Source organism: Leptospiraceae bacterium (assembly GCA_015075105.1).
In the GTDB taxonomy this organism is placed as follows: domain Bacteria; phylum Spirochaetota; class Leptospiria; order Leptospirales; family Leptospiraceae; genus JABWCC01.
Genome location: JABTUZ010000001.1, coordinates 639,014 through 659,539 on the forward strand (window position 1 = coordinate 639,014; position 20,526 = coordinate 659,539).

The window sequence follows — 20,526 nt, forward strand, 5'->3', positions numbered from 1 at the left end:
AGATAAGATCTAAGAGGAGATAATATGTTCCATTTTAACAAAGCCCCTACTGCCAAAACCACCCCTAAGTCGTTTACAAACTTTCTTGTAAAGTTTTTACTTCAAATCATGGCCTTCAATTATAGACTTAGACCTTCTCTAAAAAAGTATCTGAAAAGCGACGAGGGTTGGATTAATTTTACAATTGGAATTGCTACTCAAAATAAAAGTGTAGAGACCGCGATTCGTTTTCTTAATGGTAAAATTTCTATTTTAAATCATATTCCAAAAGATAGCGACGCTTCTCTAATTTTTCAAACTGACTCTGGGATTAAAAAACTTTTGAGTGCAACGCCCACAGAGCAAATATTTATGATTATGCGTAGCGAATTAATTACGCAAGGAAATACAAACTACCTGAATTTATTTTTCTTTTTACTCTCTCTTTTGATTTTAAAAAAGCAAAAGAAGATGATGGAACTTGAGAAAAAAAATTCTAAGATTAAGGCAGAGAAAATCGCATCCGACGGTAAAGGTGGTTTAAGTAAAGAAGCTATCCAGAAAATGGCTGAGAGGTTAGTAGGGGATTCAATTGATCCGGGAGTGAAATATTTAAGTGACCCTTATCTTTCTAAATACAAATTGAGTGATTTTCCTCGAATTCAAGAATTTTTAGACATCCATTTTGAAGTGAAGCCGGAAGTGTGCCCCGAAAGACCAAAACTTGTAACCGATTGGTGTAAGAAGAATGGTTTTGAAAAAGATAGTACCGGAAAAGATTGGATCCCCGAACTTAGACAAGGTGAAATTTTTAAATACCTTATGGAAAATCGTAAACCGGTTATCCGTAAAAATGACCTCATCGCAGGGACCACCACCTCAAAAGAAATCGGAGTGGTAGTTTATCCAGATAGCCATGGGATGATGATTTGGAGTGAGCTTCTCACTGTTCCTCATCGCCCTTTGAATTCTTACGATATTTCAGAGGAGACTCTCAGTATCTTACACCATGAAGTTTTTCCTTATTGGTCAAAAAGAAATTTTAGAGAATGGGTTAGGGATAATTACAATAACCCAATAGGGCAAAAAATCGACGAAAGGTTTGCAGTGTATTTTTTATGGAAGACAGTAGCCATTTCTCATACTATACCCGACTTTCCTAAGATTTTAAAAATGGGAACTAAAGGAATTATAAAAGAAGTTGATGAAAAACTAAAAGATTCTTCTCTGAATGAAAAACAAATCGCTACTCTAAAAGGTATGAAGCTTACTCTTGAGGGCATAGCAGCGTATTCTAAAAATTTATCTAAAGAAGCAGAGAAAGAGGCGAATCTTGAGTCAAACCCAAAAAGGAAAAAAGAGTTAGAGAAAATAGCTCAAATTTGCAATACAGTTGTAGAAAATCCAGCAAGCACTTTGGATGAGGCAGTAAATGCAATGTGGATTACTTGGGTTGGACTTCATAACGAAAATACAAATGCGGGTCTTTCTTTAGGTCGTTTGGATCAGTGGCTACAGCCATACTTTGAATCTGATATGGCTAAATTAAAAACTGTAGAAGAAAGAGAAGAATACACTAAGCACGCAATAGAGCTTATTTGTGATTTTTATATGCGAGCTACAGATCACCTTCCGCTTACTCCAGATATTGCTAACTGGTATTTTGGTGGTAGCTCATCCGATCAGGCAATTACTCTTGGGGGGCTTACTCCTGACGGAAAAGATGCTGTAAACGATATGACCTATATTTTCCTAAAGGCTACTGAGTTCTTAACAATTAGAGACCCAAATGTAAATGCACGTTTTTCTATTGGAGTAAATTCTAATACATACCTAAAAAGACTTTGCGAAGTAAATTTAATAACAGCAGGAACTCCTTCGATCCATAACGATGGTGCAGTCATTAGCTCTTTGGAACAGTATGGTTACGCAAAGGAAGATATGCGGAACTGGGCGGCTACCGGTTGTGTCGAGCCTACGTTATGCGGTATGCATATTGGACACACAAATTTTCAGATGATGAATATGGTTGGAGCCTTAGAAATGGCTCTAAATAATGGATATCACCCGGTTATGAAATGGAGTCTCGGTCCAAAGACAGGTAGTATTGAAAATGGAGACTTTTCGGATTTTGAGTCTTTTTTTGAAGCATTCACTAAGCAGTTTTCATTTCTAATAGACTCATCTATTGAATACAATGAGCTTCTCGCAAAAGCTCATCAGGCAATACGTCCTACCCCATTACTATCTTCTTTAATTGAAGGTACTATCGAGTCAGGTAAGGACGTTGTATGGGGTGGAGCAAAATACAATAGCTCAGGTGCGGCTTGCATTGGTCTTTCTGATGTTACAGACTCACTTATGGTTATTAAAAAGTTGGTGTTTGACGATAAACTAATAACCTTCCAAGAATTGAAGAGGGCTATTGACAGTGATTTTCAAATTGACTCAAGGGTGCTTTCTTTAATTAAAAGTAAGTCTCACTTTTTTGGATCAGGAAATTCAGACTCTGTAGCTATGGCTAACCGTGTTACAAAGTTTACCCATGACTATTATAATAAATTTACAAACTACCGTGGAGGGAAATACACAGCAGGATTTTGGTCTATGTCTAACCACGTTATATTCGGGACTTTGAGTGGTGCCTTGCCTTCAGGAAAAAGAGCTGGTAAATCTTTGACTCCGGGTCTTACTCCAAAAGGAGAGGCATCCAATAATATCCTAGATAATTTGAGAGATGTGGCAAGTTTAGATCCAAAAAATTTAAGTAATAATATTGCGTTTAACGTAAAAGTAGTACCAAGCTACGAAGACTCACGAGAAAAAACTGTAAATACAATGAAAGCCTATACAGAAGGGTATTTTAAAATGGGAGGAATGCAAATGCAGTTGAATGTAGTTACTGTAGATACGCTAAAAGATGCAATGATTCACCCTGAAAACTATCGTAACCTTCTTGTGCGTATTTCGGGTTATAATGCGTACTTTGTTACTTTAAATAAAGATATGCAGCTTGAGCTAATAGAAAGGTCTTCCTTTGGCTTGAATTAGAAATTTCAGATGAACGAAGCGGCAATCTTTGAAATTAAAGGTCATTCTTTGGATGATGGCCCAGGAATTAGAACTGTAATTTTTTTCAAAGGGTGCCCTCTATCTTGCGTGTGGTGTCACAACCCAGAGTCTAAAAAAGCAAAATTTGAGCTTTCTTTTTACTTAGAAAAGTGCTCCTCCTTAGGGAATTGCTTGAAAGTTTGTCCGGAAAATGCCTTAGACAAAAATAACCCAAATTTTATAGATAGAGATAGGTGCACTTCTTGTTTTAAGTGTGTAGAAACTTGTGACTCAGGAGCTTTATCTATTGTAGGAGAAAATATTTCTGTTGAAAAAATTATTTCTGTAATCGAGAACTATATTCCGTTTTATGAATCGTCGGGAGGTGGAGTTACTTTATCTGGTGGTGAGTTTAGTATGTATCCTAACTTTTGTGAAAACCTTCTAAAAGAGATTAAAAAGAAAAATATTCATGTTCTAATAGAGACTTCAGGACAGTTCAATTTTTCTACGTTTGAAAAAAGTATTCTTCCATACATAGACCAGATTTATTATGATATAAAAATCTATGACGAAGATCATCATAAAAAATTTTGTGGAATTTCTAATAAAAAAATTCTGGATAATTTTGAAAAATTGCACAGATTTCACATTGATAAAAAAATTCATCTTACTCCAAGGACTCCTTTGGTTCCAAATATAACTGCAACAAAAGAAAATTTAGAAGCTATTGCTAATTTCTATCGTAAAAATAAAGTAAAAAATATTTCACTTTTACCATACAATCCTCTTTGGAGTAATAAATCTGGAAAATTAGGAATTAGCTTAGATTATAAAAATAATTCTTGGATGACTAAAAAAGAAATCGAAGATTGTAGATTGGTGTTTCAAGATTTTGAAATTGTTTAGTTTTTTGTTATTTAGGTTTTTATATATAAATTTTTCACTTTTAGATTATATGTATTTCAATGAAATTTTCTCTTATTTGGTTCAACTTTATAGTGTATTTCGCGTTTAGTGCAGATTTGGGACTTTTCGTGCTAAAATGTGGGATCTCCACTCTTTTCAGTAAAGTGCATGTTTTATACCAATTGTTCACCTTTCACGCAAAAATGTGGGAACTCCATCGTTTTCGGGGATAAAAAAGATTTCGCATTTAGTTTGGATTTGGGACTTTTTCTGTAAAGCTAAAAATTTTTCTAAAATTGCAAAATTTTTTCTAAATCAAACTTTTTACCTTATATTAAAGAGAGCAGAAAATTTTACTTTAAGGAGAAATTTATGAACCCACAAAATTTACAGAAACACAATCGAGCTTGCTTGTTCCAGCAAAATATATGGACGAAAGTTCAATAGAAGAACGACGGTTTTTCGAGACGAAAATATTTGCGCATTGCTGAACAGATACAGAAATATGATTCTTTGGGGACTTTTTAGAAAATGGATAGATAAAGAAAGCGTATCAAAGTTTCAGCAAAATTTGGTAGAAGAAGAATTTTACCCCGAATAACGATGACTGGAGTTGAGCTTAGCATTCTTGCAGACTGGCTTGGCACCACACAAAGACCGCTCTTTTCTTCTGTTAGTGTTTGACCTTGCCGAATGGGACATAATTCTCCTCACCAGATTCTTCGAGAATGGAGTTCCCACCCGGTGACCACGATTGCATGGGGAGCTTACCTTTCAAAGAAAAACTACCCGCTACAATAGGCTAAAACGACACAAACCCGACGAAAAGAAAAGAGCCCCTATAAAGAAAAACACGCTACAAAAAACTAACTAATCGTAAAAAAATAGAAATAGGAAAACTATACCAAAAGGCTTAAAACTTCTTTTGAAATTTTACAAACACTATAATAAAAAAAATTAAACCAATTGCAACCATCACAACTCTATTATAAATAGTTAAAATTTTTAAAATAAGTTCCCAATTTTTTCCAAGATAGAATCCCCCACCAATTAGAAGCCCACACCAGATAGCAATAGCAATTGAAAAATAAAATAAAAAATGCGAAATAGGCATTTTAGACATACCTGCAACTATAGAAACAAAAAAACGAATTCCTGCGGAAAATCTAGATAAAACGATTACCCAAACATTGTTATTAGAAAACCAATCAAAAGTTTTCTGTAAATTTGTTTCATTATAGATAGACTTTTTAAAAGGAAAATTATTCGAATGCATCCAGTGTATTGCTGTTTTTCCAAATTTATACATTAGAAATCCACCAAATAAGTTTCCAAAAAAGGTACTAGATAAAATTAATCCCCAGCCAATATTTCTTTTTTGAGCAACAAGAAATCCTCCAATTACTGTTACAGTATCTCCCGGCCATGGTGGAAAAATATTTTCTGTGAGGTTGGAAATAAAAAAAAACATCCAGATAAGAATTGAGTTTTGTTCTGAAATCCAGTGGAGCACTTTTGTTGTGATTAGGTCTATCTCTGTCATTTGTGTTTGGCTTATATTATGTACCAGTTTGATTTAGTAAACCTACGTACTCTTTGATGCTATCATTTAAACTAAAAAATTTTTCATTATAGCCGGTCTCTTGCAATTTTTTAGTTTCAGCTTTGGTGTAGTACTGATATTTTGCTTTTAAAGAATCAGGCATGTCTATATATTTTATGTTAATAGTTATATCCATGGCTTGAAATAATGCCTTTGCCAAATCATTCCAAGTTTCTGCAATTCCTCTACCTACATTAAATAAACCGTTATAATTGTTTAAAAGAATGTGTAGAGTAATTTTTGCAGCATCCCTAACATACAAAAAATCTCTCTTTTGCTCTCCATCATGAAATTCTTTTTTATACGATCGGAATAGGGAAAGCTCTTTTTTTTCTTTGATTTGATTATATCCTTTTAATACAAGGCTTTGCATATTCCCCTTATGAGATTCACCAAATCCAAAAACATTAAAGTATTTCAAGCCAGCTATTTTTTTTTCTAGACCGGAGTTTTTCGCATAAAGATCAAAAAGGTGCTTTGAATAACCATACATATTTAATGGTCTAAGACTATCAATGCTGGTACAATCATCATATCCTTTCTCTCCGGCACCATATGTCGCAGCACTGGATGCATAGATAAAGCGAATGTTATTTTTTACGCATACTTCGGCTAATATTTTAGTATATTCAAAATTATTTTGAATAAGATAGCTTGCGTCGGTTTCAGTTGTAGAAGAGCAGGCTCCAAGGTGAATTACGTGTGTGATTTCGCCTAACGCATTCCCATTCTCTAATTTCTTTAAAAAATTGTCTTTTTCGTAATAGTCTCGATATTTTAATCTGGAAAGGTTTTTCCATTTTTCACTTGCCCCAAGGTGATCTACAATCCAGATACGATCTTCTCCAGAGTTGTTCAATTCTTCAACTACATTACTTCCGATTAATCCAGCTCCACCTGTAACGATAATTTTCATTTACTCTCCACTATATCCGGAGATTGAGGTGGAATAAAAATAATGCTATTTACTTTTCCCCCTTTCATTTTACCGGAAACATAAATTTCTGCTTTCATGGGGAATGCAGGCTTGTAAAGAATGTATGCCTTTACTGCATCATAAATTTTCAAAGAATAGTCAATTGCGGTTACTGCGGCAGTAATTGGAATAAATCTTTCCCTTACTAAAGGTCTTGTCTTTGTTTCTTTGCAAACTACAAGCCATTTAAACATTCTTAAAGACGTATTAAGATTTTTAAGAGTTTCTAATTCTATTTTAGTGTCAGGAAAGGATACATTTGTTCCTCTAAAATTAATTTTCACATTTGTATTTGTAGCTTGACTTTCTTTTAATGCGTTGGAAAGACTCAAGTCAAAAGACTCATCATCTATGTATTCAATCTCGTTGCATTTTGAGAAAATAGTGCTACACACATCACCATAGTTTCGATTCACAAAAAAAACCATCATTACTTTCTGTTTAGTCGGGTGATACAAAACCTTTGCATGATAATTTTTCATTACCATATACTTAAAGAAATTTCTAATTCTAAAAAATATGTCTATTCCAAGACTCACAATATCTTTAAATCCGGGAATATCTATTTCCATTGATCTAGTGCCCATGTAGAACGGCTCTATAGAAACCTTCCCCTCATTTTTTAAGATTCCCTTTAAATACCCTAAAATACTTTTTAATTCTTTGTCGTTTAGTTTTAAATTTTTTTTCCTAAGATCGATTAAGATTTTACCTGCATTTTTATCTAACAAGTCTTCCAATTCTTTCGTGCTTTGTTTTTCATTTTCAAAAATAATTTTTGTACAAGAATCTTCTGCACAGGAAATTTGTTCATTGATTGCAGGTGTTTTTACCTCTTGCAAATTCTCTTCGCTTGTTTCTTCTATATTTAAGTTTCTATTTTCGTCTTGTGAAAAAATAAAAAGATTCAGTGATAAAAAAAATATAATGAGTATAATTTGAAAAGTATATTTTTGTAATTTCTTAAGCCACATTTTCTGTATAATTCATTACAAGATACATTAGAGTCTCTTTATCTGTCGGATTAGAATATTCGTGAGGAATATCTCCTCGAAAAAAAACAGAATCTTTTTCTTCTAATTCGACCACTTCTTCACCCAATCTAAGTCTCAGTTTTCCAGAAACAACTACAATATTTTCCGTAGTTCCTGTTTTGTGAGGATCAGCTACTTCTATCCCTCCGGGTTTCAAAGTGAGCTCATAAAATTCTGTATTTCGATTTCCTGTAAAAGGAAATAACGCTCTGCTGGAAAAAACCTTTGAATTAGAAAATAAGATCTTGGTATTTTCGTATTTCAGCAGGTGGATTCCTTCGTTACTTTTTTCTTTCAACAATTCAGAAAAAGGTACATTCAGACCATTGGCTATTTTCCATAAAACAGAAATAGTTGGTGTGCTTTTTCCTTGCTCGATTTGGGATAGCATGGCTCTACTTACGCCACACTTGGATGCGAGTTTATCCAAAGAAAGCCCTCTAGTATGTCGGAGGATTCGAAGGTTGTCTTTTACTATTTGAATAATGTGTTCCGGGTTTTCAGGAATAGAATTCTCCTCTGTTATTTCGGATTTATTTTTTCATGTATAATATACTTTTCCAATATATGAGAAATGAGTCAATTTATTTTTCAAGGCTGATGACGATTACGGGCAGAGATTTTGGAAGTTTTTCTAATTTTGGTAAAATATCTTTGATTTTGCCTCGAAAAATAAATTCATCCTCACAAGTTAAATTCAACCCAAGAAAGATTTCTCTTTTTGGAGGTAAATGTTTGGAGATTTCTTGAATTACTTTTTTATATCTATACGGTGTTTCGTAGAATATAATAGTGTGTTTTATGTTGAGAAGCTTTTTTATTTCCTGTGATCTTTTTTCGTTTTCTCTATTTAGAAATCCGACAAAAGTAAATGGAGATGATGAAAACCCGCAAATAGAAAGTGCAACCATTAAAGCCGATGCCCCGGGAATAGCAGAAATAGAAATATTTTTCTGAATAGCGTATTTGACAAATCTTTCGCCCGGGTCTTCCAAAGTAGGATTTCCTGAATCAGAAATCAGGCAAACACTTTTAGAGTTTTGAACTTTTTCTAACAAGCTAAACAATTCATCATCGGTTGAGTGCTCATTAAATAATTCAAATTTTTTTTCAATCCCGATTTGCTTTAAAAATTTAGAGGTCTCTTTGTATTCTTCACCAATTACAAATTCGCATTCGTTTAATTCTTGAACTGTTCTTGCAGATATATCCAAAGGATTTCCAATCGGAATTGAAACCAAAACTAATTTTTTTTTTGTCATTGAAATCGAGGTTGAATTAGAGAACCAATTTCTAAAAATTTCTCTTTATATTTTTGAATTCCTTTATCAATAAATATACCTTTTTTAGAATATTTTAATAATTCAAAATCATTTTCAGAATCTCCAAATGCAAGTGCAGGTGTATCTTTTAAAAATTTTTGAAGTGCCTTCACTTTGCCCTTTCCATAAGTATAAGGCTCAATTATTTCATCGGTGAAAATTCCATTCAGTATTTTAGAATTCATTCCAATAACATTTTCTTCTTCAATACCAAATTCACCAGCAATCTCTTGAATCACTACGGTAGGTGAGGCAGTAACTATAAATATATCTTTTTGTAATTTTTTAAAATATACAATTAGGTCTTTCATTTCTTTATATGGGCTAATAGTTTTGTCTTTATTCCACACTTCTCTTGCAAGGTTTCTTAATTCTTGTGGCGAATACCCGGAAAAAATAAATGAAGTCCATCTATAACCTTTCTCCAATCCTTGAACTTCAATAATTTTCTCATATTCACTAATTGTAAAATCTCTAAGTATCTTAGGAGAGTGAAATTTACTTTTCCATATCTCTTTGGCTTCGATTTCATTTGGTAGAAAATATTTAGAAAAATCTCCTTTAAATTTTGGCATACCAGAATACAAAATATATTCCATGACAGCTTCGCCGAAATCGTTTTTTATTAGTGTATTATCAAAGTCAAATGCGACTACTTCTTTGCCTTCACGAATAGAGGTCAGAAAATTATAAACTTCGTCTGTCCAATTTTTTTTTGGAAGCAAATACTATTCTTCTTTACTCGCAACTATAGGGTCAGTATTTTTTATGAGCATTGGTAGGTAATGCTCTGGATTTAAAACTACATTTAAATATTTCACTTCAAAGTGAAGATGAGGGCCTGTAGAGTGACCAGTGTTTCCAGAAAAAGCAATAATTTGTCCTTTCTTAACCTTTTCTCCTTCCTTTACAAGTAAAGTAGAGTTATGAGCGTACATACTTTGTAAATTATTTATCTCGTGTTGAATGGTGACTAAATTTCCGTAGTTTCCTGCATTGACTCTGGAATAAATAACTGTTCCGTCGGCAGCAGCTACAACTACAGATCCTTTTGAGCAGGCAATATCTAACCCACTGTGAAATATATTCCATCTCTTTCCGAGTTTCGACGTAATTCCGTAAATTTTTGATGAACTGACAGGCCAGATAAACTCTCTAAAGTCAGACACTACTATTTCCCTGCCTTTTCCACTAGATAAAAGTGACTTTAAATAGTCTTCACTATAAGGAAAAAATAGCTGCTGAAACTTGGGAAGAGAATCGGTTATTTTTATATCATTGATGAATTTTACCTCAATTTCTTCTGTTCCGATCTCTTTTAAAAATTTTTCGGTGCTTTGTTTTATTTCATTGATGGAAGCCCATCTCCCATGCTTGTCTCTATAGGTTTGGATGAACTCATTGTCTATCATGATTTCCTGTTTAGAACTATTTTTTCCAGAAAATGCAAGTAGATTCGCCAATATTAATAATGGCAAAAGTATGGCAGTTAATTTAATAATTTTCATCGTAATTTTAAGTAGTTTTCGCTTAGAATTTTTTAATGTAACATGGTTTGTGGATTATAGTGTTTTTGTCAAGGATTTTTTCGATTTTTAGTATTTTAATGTATTTCCCCATTTTATGGTATTTTTGCCCATTCATTGAGTTGCAAGAGCTGGCATCGCTTACAAATGGCGATTTCACTTAAGTAAATGAGCGTATATATTTCCATAAAATTATTTACATGAGCCTTTAATTAAAAAAATATTTAATGATCAAAAAAAAAAGAAGACAAAATTTTTAAAGATAGCTAGAATAGATGAAAAAAAGAAAAATCCGAGGCTTTTTATGAAAAGTAAGAGTATATGCAGTTTTTTGATAATCCTTTTCATTTCATTTTTTTCCATAAACCCGATAAGCTCTCAAGAAAAATGGCAGGTAATTTTTGGTTCTGAAGAATTTACAGGACTTGTGAAAAAGAATCTTCCAGAAGACCTCCCCGAAAAAGTTTTAGTAAATAAAGACGGTGATATTTATATTACCTCAACCAACAGCTTAAATAATGGCGACCCAAAGCCGAATACATTAGGAACGTGGATTGCAAAATTTAACAAAACAGGGAAGTTTTTATGGTGGAGAAGTCCTCACGAAAATTTTCAAGTATTTTCTCCATCTGTGGTAGCTTTAACCTCAGATGCTTCTATTGTTTCGGCAGGCAAATCTGCGTATGGCAGTTTAGGGTTAGATACTGACGGGATTGAGCTATTCAAATATGATAAAAACGGAAATAAAATTTTTCAAATATCAAGTGCATCCAAAGGTAAATTTTGTGATCGAGGATTATGCGCAAGATATAATGATATACCTTTATTTATGTTTGAAGGTGAAAATAAACATATTCAGGTAGTAACCTTACTTTCAGTTGAAGTGAAAGAACAAAAAGGTGATACGACCTATTTTAATTTAGTTCGAAAACCAGCTCTAATATCCTTTGATAGAAATGGGAAATACGTTTCTACAAAATTTCTCGATTTACCAGAAAATCCAGGTGTAAATCAATTTGCTACTTCTGCTAATGGAGGATTTTATTTTTTTCAGCATCAAAAAGAATGAGGGGTTGAATTAGTAATACGTTTTGATTCAAAAGCTAAAGAAACTCTAAGGAAAGAAGTTGCGATTGGCGGGAATCTTGTTGGAGCTTTGGCTGAGAAAAAAAATGGCGACATTATTTTATTTTTAACTTCCAGGGACTTAGATGAAAAAAATAATTCGAGTTTAATTCTTTTGAATTCAAAAGGTGAACAATACTTTGAAAAAAAATTTACTTTAAAATGCTTTATAACTAAGATTTTTGAAACAAAAGATTCCGGATTTATAATCACATCGAGTTCTGAAATTGGTGAAAATTTTTTCTATATAGAAAAATTGGATTCTAAAGGGAACTCGGTTTGGAAAAAAAACTATGGCAGTAAAAGATCCAATCTGGTTGATACTGCGCCGACAAGCGATGGTGGGGCAATTTTACTTTCATATACTAAAGATTTTGGAGCTTTGTATATTGATGCACTTATAGTCAAAGTAGATTCTAATGGAGAAAGTGGTCCAACTCCCAAAAGAATTCCCCCTAAGTAAAAAATTGATGCAATTTCAATTCGAACAACGGATACTTGCAGATTTTTTCTTTCAATGATTTTTTGTGTTTTTCTTTATAGGGGTTCTTTTCTTTTCGTCGGGCTTGTGTCGTTTTAGTCTATTGTAGCGGGTCGTTTTCTCTTGAGGTAAGCTCCCCGCAATCGTATCACCAGGTGGGAACTCCATTCTCGAAGAATCTGCTGAGGATTTATGTCCATTCGGCAAGGTCAAGCACCAATAAAAGAGTAAAAGAATCTGGTCTTCGTAGTACCAAGCCAATCCGCAAGAATCCCAAGCTCAATCCAATCCTCGTTATTTGGTAAAATTCTTCTTCTGCAAATTTTGTCCGAACTTCTTGGTAGCCTTTTCAACCCTCTCCATCTTCTCAAAGTCCCCAAAGAATCACGTTTCTGTATCTGTTCAGCAATGAGTGCAAATATTTTCATCTCGAAAACCAGTTGTTCTTCTATTGAACTCAACCATATATTTTGCTGGAACAAAAGCAAGCTCGATTAACGTTTCTGCATATTTTTGTGGGTTCATATTCTTCTTTTTAGCAAATTTTTCTGCTCTCATTTATAAGGTAAAAAAGTTTGCTTTAGAAAAAAAATTTTATCGTTTTTTTAGAATTTTTTCTTCAGTTTTACGTAAAAAGTCCTAAATCTGTATTGAATGCGTATTTTTTTTTAATCCCCAAAAAAGTGGAGTTCCCACATTTTCACACGAAAAGTGCAAAAACTGCACTAAAAGCGAAATTTCAAAAACTCTACAAAAGCTCAAAACCTCTATCTACAAGATAAATGTAATTAAAAAAAATCCTAGCTCCTCTATTTCAGTCCTCGGATTTCAGTCTTCAGTCCTCCGATTTGGAGCTCCCACATTTTTGCATAAAAGGTTCCAAATTGGTATAAAACATGCACTTTACTGAAAAGAGTGGTGATCCCACATTTTAGCACGAAAAGTTCTCTATTGGTATAAAACGTGAATATCTTCTTAAAGAAAAACTTCAACACCTAAGAAAAGAGAAAAAACACTGACAGTTTTTGAGTGAGAATAACCTGGAGCTTGTACATTGTCTTTGGAATATACAGAGTTTGCAATTGCCCAATCTGAACTTTTGGCTCCGGTCATTTTTTTGGGGAAAGCGTATTCTAATGCAAAATTAAATCTAAATGTCTCTGATCCAAGTCCAAGCCCTGTTGATAAATGGTGCTCGGTTGTGGTTCCAATCATAGGGTTGATTCCGTAAGGACTTAGAGGAGTTTTTCCATAATTGTAGCCCAATCTGAAAAAGTAAGATTTCTTGAATTCGTATTCCATTCCAAGTGCAAATACTGTTTGGTCTTTCCAGTTGATATTGAATTGAATAATATTGGTATCTACACCTAGGGGAGTTGGAATCAAAGGTCTTTCCAGAATAAATTTATTTGCACCAAACCCTTGCGACCATTGAATATATCTGATATCAAATGCAAATAAAAAATCTCCGGTTTTGTGTGAAATCCCGATTATATGTCTTGGCGGAAGAGACATTAGTTTTGATATATCTGTATATTGAACAGGGAAATTTCTATCAGAAGTATAGACTTCCATTCTTCCATCGAGGTGAGAAACATGACCTGAAATATAGGCGTAAGCTATCTTCGTATCAGGGGTGAGTTTGTAAGTTGTGCCGAATTTTCCTCCAAGCGAGTAAGAGATATTGCTTTGGTATCTAAATGTCCCGGGAAGTTCTATTGTATCCGTAGTATCAGTAAAAATTCTCTGAAACATCATTCTAGACACAATAAAGTCAATCCCACCTCCGATGGATAATTTTCCGAAATTCACGCCTATCGCTGGAGTGATTTTATTTGTAATGAATTTGAATGTAAGACTTTGGTGAATTTGTTTTTGTCTTCCTAAGATAGGGTCATTTGTTCCAAGAGTTTCGTTTAGAGTTTGACCATTTAAACTATTTTTGAGAATATCTCTGAACACTCCTCCACCTCCGGCTTGAGTGTAAAATGCAATTCCAAGTCCTATATTTCCTGTTATGGGAGAGATGTATCCTATGTAGGGAAGAGGGGCGATCGGGTGGGACTCGATTCGATTGGAAAAAGAAAAATCTGGATTAGGTGAATTTAATTTATCTTCATATCTTAGATTGGCAAAATGAAATGCAGAGCCTGCTTCAAATTTTTTAGATTTTAAATCGCCAAGGTGAGATGGATTGGATTCTAAATCCATTACACTTCCACCGACTGCAAGATTTGCACCACCCATTCCTGCTTGTTTGGCTCCAAAACTAGTTTGGAATAAGCCATTGAAAGAAAATATTTCATTTACAGATAGAAACCATAAGGACAAAAAAAATACCGAATAGATAGTGATTTTACGGAAAAGTAATAGCATAATTCAGGATTTTGAGACTCATTATCATAGGCAATGAAAAAATATAGAATGGACTGATTTTTTTTAAGATATAAGATTTGAATATTGGGAAATCGAATTTTTCTGGAATTTTGCTTAAAAATAACCCTGCATTTAATGAAATTGCAAGAAAGTTAGAAATTTTTTATGAGTTTTCAAAAAAAATTGATTCCGGTTGAAAAAAAATTTTGCATATATTGTTATAGAAATAGGAAATGAAAAAAAATTGGAATCAAAATGAGAGGAAAAAAATGAAAGAGTTAAGGATTGGTTTTTTATTAGGTTTACTTGCAACAGTATTTTTATTTTCAGTTTGCAAAAAGCCAAATGACGGGATGAATACTTCTACGGATAAAAAGGACAATGTTCTTTCTGCAGTAGTAGTGTTTAGTATTGGGGAATCTAAAATTCTGCACGCAGATTCAACCGAAGAAAAGGCAAATTTGGGTTCAACCTTAAGACCCGGTGATAAAGTTTTGACCGGAGATAAGGCAAAAGTAGATATCCAGATCGGAGACGGATCGGTTGTTAGACTTGCGGCAAAGACTACGATGGATTTTAACAAATTGATGTTAAATGATAATGGAACTGCGGACACTCAGATGGCTTTAGTGTCAGGAAAAGTCTTTGCAAAGGTGCAGAAAGCTCAAAAGAATGATAATTTTAGTGTAGTTACTCCAACCGCAATCGCTGGTGTGAGAGGAACTTCTTTTATTATGGAAAATGGTAAAGACAATAAAGCAACTGTAAAAGTGATAGACGGCTCTGTGGCTCTTGCTCCAAGAGTGCCTGCTTTAGACAACTTACCTTCTTATGAAATAGACAAAAATGCAGAATTGAAAAAATTGAGAGATCAACTTTCTGAAAAAGAAGTGGTAATAGAAAAAGACCAATCTTCTTCTATCCAATCTGACAATAAGTCTCTTGGGAAGAAGTTAGACGATAACTCTATTTCTACAACTATAAGCACAGTTGAAAAAACAAATCTGAAAGTTGTAAAATCAGATGCTACAAAAAGTGAGGAGATGGAATTAAAGACTGTAGTAACAGTTGATCCTAAACTTGCCAATCAAATGGTTAAATTGAACGAAGAGTCCGGAAGTAAATTGGATGAAACGAAAGCTGCTCAAAATGAGCAAGAAAGGAGAAAAATTGAAGAGGAACTTAGTCGTCGTCAAGAGAGCGAGAAAAAGAAATTTACCGATTCAATCATTCAAACTCCTAAAAAATTTGAAACAAAGAAAGACATAGTGAGATACTATGAAAGAATTGAGAAAATTGTATTGGAAGATGGAAAGACCGAAATCATCGGTGCGATTATCAACCAAGAAGGGAACGTAATGTATGTTCACACAGAAAATGGTATCAAGCAGGTAAATCAAAACGATGTGAAAGAAGTTATTTACGACTTACAAAACAAAACAAAATTGTAATCTGTAACCTTTTTTGAATACCCGGTTTTTTTTAAAGAAGCCGGGTTTTTTTATGTACAACACTTCCTGCAAAAGCCATAGAATAGAATTTTAAAGTATGAAAATTTTTACTCTAAAATTGTTTTTAATTGCAACTTTATATTAGTTTTATTCTCATACCTTATAATATGTTTTTAGAAGATTCCTATAGCACTCCGGTAGATACACCCACTGATTGGCAAGACTATTTATTTTTACGCTCCAGATGGTGGTTGTATTCTCGTTTTGTAAAAGTTGTGTTTGCATGTAGAAAATTAATCGATCAAGATCAATTCAATAATGAAAACTGGGCAAAGACTTCTCGTGATATTCTTAGTGCTGTAGAAGCCGTAGGGGGTAGGCTAAATGTAACAGGAATTGACAATCTGAGAAAAGCCGAGGGACCTTTGGTGATTGTAGCTAATCATATTAGTGCACTTGAAACTTTTATCCTTCCTAGTATTGTAACTCCAATTAAGCCGGTAACTTTTGTGGTAAAAGAAAAATTGATGCGAGGAATTTTTTTTGGGAAAGTTATGAAGTCTAGAGATCCGGTAGTAGTGGGTAGAAAAAACGCTAGAGAGGACATGGAAGTAGTAATGCGAGAAGGAACAAGAATTTTAACTGAAGGCAAATCTATTATTTTATTTCCTGAAGGGACAAGACAAAAAGAATTTCTTCCTGAAAATTTTAATACTCTGGGTGTTAAGTTAGCAAAAAGGGCAGGAGTTGGAATTATTCCTATTGCATTGAAAACTGATTTTTGGAGTAACGGCAGATTCCTAAAAGGTTTTGGACCGTTGAATAGAAAATTGCCTATTCATATCGAGATAGGTGAATCTTTAAAGATTGATAAAAATGAAAAGGAAGTGCAGAATCAAATCTTGAATTTTATAGATTCACGATTTTCCAAATGGAAAAAAGAAGAAATTAAAGGGAATGGATAAAATTCAGAATTTTTCTATCTCTGGATGAATTTTCTGAAAGTACAATTTCAGAGTGGTTGCAATCTTCGAGGGTATAGGCTTTGCATTTTCTGATTTTTTTTACCATTGATTCCATAGAGGCTAAAGGCAAAACATCATCTCCTTTTTTTAGGTTGAATTTCCCTGCTCTTAAAATTAGAACGGGGCATTTGATTTTTTCATAAGGAATTTGATTCATTTCTTTTAGCTTTTGTATAAATCGACGAGGGTCGTGTAAGAAATTTTTAATTATCATAGAAGGTTTTAAAGATCCTGCCATTGAATTTAATTCTGATTCTATATTTTCCGGTCTGAGGTTATTTCTTACCCCCCCACCTTTTCTTGCATCTAATTCATAGCTAAATACATCGTCCATTGTAGGGTTCCATTTTTTGAGTAACCCAATAGATTTAATTTGTTCTATATAATCTTTCGTAGAAGAAAATTTTTGCCCGAGTCTCGAAAGAGACGGACGAATTGCAGAGAGAGCTTTAATTTTTTGCCATACATTCAGAATTCCACCTCCATCTAAAAGTATCAGCCCTTTAAAATATTCCGGGTGTTTTGCTACTGTGTGAATGGAGATGAAACAACCGAGGCTGTGACCTATGAGTACGATATTTCTTAAATTTAGTTTATCTATAATTGCAATTATATCTTTTACATGAGTATCAATCCCATAGGGCCCGTAAGGTCTGTCGGATCTCCCTCTTCCTCTTAGATCAGGAGCATAGATGTGCATTTTATTTTTGTGAAGAAAATCTGCAATCAATTGAAACGATTTGTGGTTGGCTGTAATTCCATGGATGCAAAATACGGTGTCTTTCGATCCAGGCCATTCTCCAAGGTGGATATTAATTTCATTGACTTCTATATCGGTTTGTCTATAATCTGGTTGAATTAGGTCTTTTACTTTTTTAAAAGATTTGTAATAGAATTTTAGAATTTGGTTTAGATACTTTTTCATTATAATAAGTATCGTCAGTTTTTAATTTTTGGTAAAAGAGTTTGTGATAAGGCTACTTATTGTATTCGTAACCATTTTATTTTCGCGTTCTGTTCCTATCGTGATACGGATATAGTCTTTTGAAATTCCATCAGAAAAGTATCTGATTAAGATACCACTTTTTGTCAAACTGTCAAAGATTTCTTTTGCGGAGAGACCTTTTGGAGGTTTTGCGAATAGAAAGTTTGTATCACTTTTTGGAATTTCAAAACCAAGCTCGATGAGTTTGGCTCTCACTTTTTCTCTTTCTATAATAACTTTTTTTCTGTTTTGTAAAAAGTATTTTTGATCAATTTGGGCAGCGAGGGCAATGTACTGCTCGAGCATCCCTACATTATAAGAGTCTTTGAGTTTTTCTAATAAACGTATTGAGTTTTCGTTCCCCGCAAGGTAGCCGACTCGAATTCCAGTAAGAGAATAGGACTTTGAGTACGTTCTAGATACGATTAGATTTTCGTGATTGTTAATTTCTGAAATTAAGCTAGAACCGAATGGAGAAAAATCAATGTAGGCTTCGTCTGAAAGCACAACCCCTGAAAAATTTTTTATAAGGTTGATTAGCTTTTCTTTTTCTTCCAGAATTCCTGTAGGTGCATTCGGGTGAGCAAAAGTCAAAAGCTCTCCCTTGGATTTTTGGAGGTTTAGAAAATCAAAGTGCAGGTTTTGTAAGAGTGGAATTTTTTTTATATTTACACTATTCATCTGAATATCAGCTAAGACGGGGTATAAAGAATAGGTCGGGTAGGGCATCACTACAGTAGAGTTTTTTCCGAGGACTCCCTTAAAAAGTAAAGCCAAGCCTTCGTCGGAGCCATTGGTAACTAAGATTTGGGATTCTTGTAATTTGTAATGGCGTGCTATTTCTTTTCGTAAGTCTTTTGAATTTGGATTTGGGTATCTTTTTAGAAGTTGATTTTTTATTATTCTGTCTATTTCTTTTCTAATTGTCGGTGAAGGTGGATAGGGATTTTCATTTGTATTGAGTTTAATAATCTTATCTTCCGGGTTAGGCTGAATTCCCGGGGTGTAGGCTTTTAATTTATAAAGTTCTTTTCTAAAATATTTTCTCAAAGTCTGTTTAGAGCGTTTATCATTGCAACTGCAGATGCTTCAATGATATCTGTAGAGCTTCCTTTTCCTACAACAAATTTACCATCGTGCTTGAGAGTTACGGACGCTTCAGCCAAAGCATCGTGTCCCTCTGTAACCGGTGAAATTAAAAGTTTGTGCAAATTGGATTGTCTTCCGGTTGCCTTCTCTATAGCTTTGTAAATTGCATCTACAGGCCCGTTTCCTGTTGAAGACTCTTCTACAACCATACTGTCTATCTTCATCTGAATGGTAGCGGTAGGCACTGTTTTACTTCCGGTAGTGATATGAAAATACGTTAGTTGGTATCTGTCTGATTTTGACTTTCTGGATTCATCCGTAAATAGAGCGAGCACATCTTCGTCAAAAATTTCTTTTTTCTTGTCTGCTATTTCTAAAAATCTTGTATATGCTGCGTCTAACTCTTCTTGAGTAGGAGAAAATCCTAATCGAATAATTCTGTCTTTAAATCCGGCTCTACCGGAGTGCCTTCCAAGTACCATTCTGTTGGATTCAAGTCCTATGGACTGTGGAGTCATGATCTCATAAGTCTCTCTGTGTTTAATCACACCATCTTGGTGGATTCCTGACTCGTGGGCAAAAGCATTCCCTCCCACTATTGCCTTGTTTGGCTGTACCACCATTCCTGTAATTGTTTTCACAAGGTGAGATGCGCGAGAAATTAGAGTTGTATCAATATTTGTCGTGATAGAATAAAAATCTTTTCTTGTTCTTAGAGCCATCACTACTTCTTCCATTGCAGTGTTTCCTGCTCTTTCTCCAATCCCATTGATTGTACATTCTACTTGTCTGACACCATTTTTTACCGCAGAAAGTGAATTTGCGGTAGCAAGCCCCAAGTCATTGTGGCAGTGTGCCGAGAAAATAACTTTTTCAGCACCTTTTACATTTTTGATAAGAAAGGCGAACAACTCTCCATATTTTTCAGGAGTGGCGTAACCTACAGTATCAGGTACGTTTATTGTGGTTGCTCCAGCTTCGATAACTGCTTCACAGATTTCTCTCAGGAATTCGGATTCAGAGCGTGTTCCATCCTCTGGAGAAAACTCTACATCTTCTACAAAATCTCTTGCAATTTTTACGGCTTCTTTTGCCATTTCTAAAACTTCTGACGGAGATTTCCCTAATTTATGTTTCATGTGAATTGGAGAGGAGGCTAAAAAAGTATGGATTCTTTTTTTCTTCGCATTCTTTAAAGCATGAAATGCGCTTTCTATATCTCCTCTAGTGGCTCTTGCAAGTCCTACGATAATAGGACCCTCTACCTCGCGGGCAATTCTTTCAACTGCTTTAAATTGAACAGGTGAAGAAACAGGAAAACCAGCTTCAATACAATCAACTTTCATCTTGGCAAGAAGATGAGCGATTTCTAATTTTTCGTCTTCGCTCATTGCCGCACCGGGGCACTGTTCGCCATCTCGGAGGGTAGTGTCAAAAATTCTTACATGCTCTGTTGGATTATTTTCTTCAATCACTGATTTTCTCCTCGATGTTATTTTGGTCTAATTTTCAACCTCAAGTCAAATTTTTTATATTTTCATTTGGAGACAACTCAGATTTCATGAAAATCAAATGAAAAGCGTTTTACGATTCA

Annotated in this window: 18 protein-coding genes; 6 read left to right on the top strand and 12 right to left on the bottom strand. The window is 34.2% G+C overall.

The features are described from left to right. Positions 1-24 precede the first annotated feature (24 nt). Together HS129_03180 and HS129_03185 are read left to right on the top strand one after the other, a co-directional pair. Positions 25-3,030, top strand: a complete 3,006-nt coding sequence (locus HS129_03180; protein MBE7411058.1) for a formate acetyltransferase — start codon at positions 25-27, stop codon at positions 3,028-3,030. Between the two features lie 9 nt (positions 3,031-3,039). Continuing rightward, entirely contained in the window at positions 3,040-3,939 is a 900-nt protein-coding gene (locus HS129_03185; GenBank protein ID MBE7411059.1) for a glycyl-radical enzyme activating protein, read from the top strand. 913 nt (positions 3,940-4,852) lie between these two features. On the opposite strand, the gene HS129_03190 is transcribed toward HS129_03185, so the two are convergent. From HS129_03190 to HS129_03220, 7 genes are read right to left on the bottom strand one after another with little or no spacing between them, the layout of a single operon-like run. Then, positions 4,853-5,482 carry a DedA family protein gene (locus HS129_03190; protein ID MBE7411060.1) on the bottom strand — a complete coding sequence of 210 codons (630 nt, stop codon included), beginning with the start codon at positions 5,480-5,482 and terminating at the stop codon, positions 4,853-4,855. A 16-nt stretch (positions 5,483-5,498) separates the two neighbouring features. Further along, complete coding sequence (gene rfaD, locus HS129_03195; GenBank protein MBE7411061.1) at positions 5,499-6,458, bottom strand: ADP-glyceromanno-heptose 6-epimerase; 960 nt, start codon at positions 6,456-6,458, stop codon at positions 5,499-5,501. Then, positions 6,455-7,492 carry a hypothetical protein gene (locus HS129_03200; protein MBE7411062.1) on the bottom strand — a complete coding sequence of 346 codons (1,038 nt, stop codon included), beginning with the start codon at positions 7,490-7,492 and terminating at the stop codon, positions 6,455-6,457. The genes rfaD and HS129_03200 overlap by 4 nt, the downstream gene beginning before the upstream one ends. Then, entirely contained in the window at positions 7,482-8,078 is a 597-nt protein-coding gene (locus HS129_03205; GenBank protein MBE7411063.1) for a helix-turn-helix transcriptional regulator, read from the bottom strand. Before HS129_03205 ends, HS129_03200 begins: the two co-directional genes overlap by 11 nt. A 58-nt stretch (positions 8,079-8,136) precedes the next feature. Then, positions 8,137-8,814, bottom strand: a complete 678-nt coding sequence (locus tag HS129_03210; protein ID MBE7411064.1) for a 16S rRNA methyltransferase — start codon at positions 8,812-8,814, stop codon at positions 8,137-8,139. Continuing rightward, positions 8,811-9,599: an HAD-IB family phosphatase gene (locus HS129_03215; GenBank protein ID MBE7411065.1), complete on the bottom strand. Its 789-nt coding sequence runs from the start codon at positions 9,597-9,599 to the stop codon at positions 8,811-8,813. Before HS129_03215 ends, HS129_03210 begins: the two co-directional genes overlap by 4 nt. A gap of 3 nt (positions 9,600-9,602) precedes the next feature. After that, positions 9,603-10,382 (bottom strand): M23 family metallopeptidase, encoded by a 780-nt coding sequence (locus HS129_03220; protein ID MBE7411066.1) that lies wholly within the window; start codon positions 10,380-10,382, stop codon positions 9,603-9,605. Positions 10,383-10,731: 349 nt separating this feature from the next. On the opposite strand from HS129_03220, the gene HS129_03225 reads away from it, so the two are divergent. Next, positions 10,732-11,469 carry a hypothetical protein gene (locus tag HS129_03225; GenBank protein ID MBE7411067.1) on the top strand — a complete coding sequence of 246 codons (738 nt, stop codon included), beginning with the start codon at positions 10,732-10,734 and terminating at the stop codon, positions 11,467-11,469. Positions 11,470-11,556: 87 nt separating this feature from the next. Then, the gene (locus tag HS129_03230; protein ID MBE7411068.1) at positions 11,557-11,988 is read left to right on the top strand and encodes a hypothetical protein; all 432 of its coding nucleotides are present in this window, start codon (positions 11,557-11,559) and stop codon (positions 11,986-11,988) included. 227 nt (positions 11,989-12,215) lie between these two features. On the opposite strand, the gene HS129_03235 is transcribed toward HS129_03230, so the two are convergent. Together HS129_03235 and HS129_03240 are read right to left on the bottom strand one after the other, a co-directional pair. Beyond that, positions 12,216-12,434 carry a hypothetical protein gene (locus HS129_03235; GenBank protein ID MBE7411069.1) on the bottom strand — a complete coding sequence of 73 codons (219 nt, stop codon included), beginning with the start codon at positions 12,432-12,434 and terminating at the stop codon, positions 12,216-12,218. 547 nt (positions 12,435-12,981) lie between these two features. After that, entirely contained in the window at positions 12,982-14,382 is a 1,401-nt protein-coding gene (locus HS129_03240) for an outer membrane protein transport protein (protein MBE7411070.1), read from the bottom strand. Positions 14,383-14,651: 269 nt separating this feature from the next. Here HS129_03240 and HS129_03245 point away from each other — a divergent pair, with 269 nt between their 5' ends. Further along, the gene (locus tag HS129_03245) at positions 14,652-15,833 is read left to right on the top strand and encodes a lipoprotein LipL45 (protein MBE7411071.1); all 1,182 of its coding nucleotides are present in this window, start codon (positions 14,652-14,654) and stop codon (positions 15,831-15,833) included. A gap of 167 nt (positions 15,834-16,000) precedes the next feature. Further along, positions 16,001-16,798, top strand: coding sequence for a 1-acyl-sn-glycerol-3-phosphate acyltransferase (locus HS129_03250; GenBank protein ID MBE7411072.1), 798 nt, complete (start codon positions 16,001-16,003; stop codon positions 16,796-16,798). On the opposite strand, the gene HS129_03255 is transcribed toward HS129_03250, so the two are convergent. Genes HS129_03255 through HS129_03265 form a run of 3 tightly spaced genes read right to left on the bottom strand, consistent with a single transcriptional unit; the run spans position 16,782 to position 20,407 of the window. After that, a complete protein-coding gene (locus HS129_03255; protein ID MBE7411073.1) occupies positions 16,782-17,783 on the bottom strand; it encodes an alpha/beta hydrolase in 1,002 nt (333 codons plus the stop codon). The genes HS129_03250 and HS129_03255 overlap by 17 nt on opposite strands. Before the next feature lie 21 nt (positions 17,784-17,804). Then, entirely contained in the window at positions 17,805-18,929 is a 1,125-nt protein-coding gene (gene hisC / locus HS129_03260; protein MBE7411074.1) for a histidinol-phosphate transaminase, read from the bottom strand. Continuing rightward, positions 18,890-20,407, bottom strand: coding sequence for a 2-isopropylmalate synthase (locus HS129_03265; GenBank protein ID MBE7411075.1), 1,518 nt, complete (start codon positions 20,405-20,407; stop codon positions 18,890-18,892). Before HS129_03265 ends, hisC begins: the two co-directional genes overlap by 40 nt. Positions 20,408-20,526 lie beyond the last annotated feature (119 nt).